The 1,583-nt window shown below is 64.1% G+C and carries 1 protein-coding gene; it reads right to left on the bottom strand.

From position 1 onward, the window contains the following. A partial coding sequence (locus tag Q0349_RS06575; RefSeq protein ID WP_298080080.1) for an HAD-IC family P-type ATPase occupies nt 1-1,547 on the bottom strand: 1,547 nt, incomplete at its 3' end. Nucleotides 1,548-1,583 lie beyond the last annotated feature (36 nt).

Here is a 1,583-nt window from a genome sequence, read left to right as displayed (position 1 = left end):
CCCCGACCCTCCCCCGCTTCGCAGGGGAGGGGGTTATGCTCTTCGCAGGTCGGGCATTTATGCCCGACGTTCTTTGTGTCGGCCATGAATGGCCGACCTACGTCAGCCGCATCATTTTTATGGGTGGCCGATTCGGCGTCGGCGGTATGCGGGCAACCCCCACCCCAGCCCTCCCCCACAGGGGGAGGGAGTTGTGTTGCGAAAGGGGGCTGTTCGGCGGGTGATATTGCGACCCCGTGTTCTTGCATATAGGCGGCGCTGCCGATGTGCCAGCGGCTGCCGTCGCAGTCGCCGCTGATGCCTTTGCCGCTGTGTTGTTCGATGTTGTCCATCGTCACGGTCGCGACGGGTTGTTGGCTGTAGTACCAGGCGATGGGGTGGGTGCTGTGGGTTTCGAGGGTTTTGGCGATGGCGAGCAGGCGCTGCGGGTCGCCGTGGTAGTCGCTTTGTTGGAGTTGGTATTTGCCTTGGGTGAGGGTGCCGGTTTTGTCGAAGAGGATGCGGCGGATGTGGTTGAGACGGTCGAGGGTGTTGCTGTTTTTGATGAGGATGTGGCGTTTGTGTGCGTGGTTGAGCGCGGCGGTGAGTACGGTCGGGGTGGCGAGCGACAGCGCGCAGGGGCAGGTGGCGACGAGGATGGCAAGGGCGATGTCGAAGGCGCGCGCGGGGTCTATGAACTGCCAGAGCAGGTAGCCGGCGGCGGCGAGGATGAGGACGGCGAGGACGGTCTGCCGGGCGAGGGCTTCGTTGCGGTCGATTTGTGGCGAGCGGTGTTGTTCGGCGCGGGCGCTGATGCGGCGGATGGCGGCGAGGGTGGTTTGTTGGCCGGTCTGGCTGACGCGGATGTTGAGCGGGCTTTGCAGGTTGGTACTGCCCGCGTGGACGCGGTCGCCGATGGTTTTGTATTGCGGTGTGCTTTCGCCGGTGAGCATTTGTTCGTCGATGCGGCTTGCGCCGTGGGTGATTTCGCCGTCCACCGGGATGGTGTGGGTCGGCAGGACGCGGATGTGGTCGCCCGGCTGGATGGTTGGCAAGGGTACGAGTTGTGTTTCGCCGCTGTCATTGTATTTGTACACGGCGTCGGGGAGGAGGCGGGCGAAGTGCTGCTGGTTGTGGCGGGCGCGGCGGCGGGTGTGCGCCTCCAGGTAGCGGCTGATGCTGATGAAGAAGATGAACATGGTGACGCCGTCGTAGTAGATTTCGCCGTGGCCGATGAGGGTGTGGTAGAGGCTGGCGAGCCATGCCCCGGCGCAGGCGAGGGCGATGGGCAAGTCCATGTTTGGCTGGCGGTGGCGCAGACCGAGCCAGGCGTTTTTGAGGTAGGGATAGCCGGAGTAGAGCATGACCGGGGCGGAGCAGAGCAGGCTTATCCAGCGCAGCAGTTGTTCGTATTCGCGGTCGATGCCGTGCCAGGCGCCGGTGTAGAGGCCGGTGGCGAACATCATCACTTGCATCATGCCGAGTCCGGCGACGATGAGGCGCAGGAGGTCGTGGTTGCGTTCGCGCCGCTGGTTGTCGTCGTTTTTGTCCGGGGTGCTCGGGCCCATCGTGGGGGTGGTGGGTAGTGCCATGGCCATGGAAAC

The organism is uncultured Cardiobacterium sp., assembly GCF_938028185.1.
GTDB lineage: Bacteria > Pseudomonadota > Gammaproteobacteria > Cardiobacteriales > Cardiobacteriaceae > Cardiobacterium.
The sequence above is the reverse complement of the archived record's forward strand: the minus strand, read 5'-3'. Positions and strand labels throughout refer to the sequence as shown.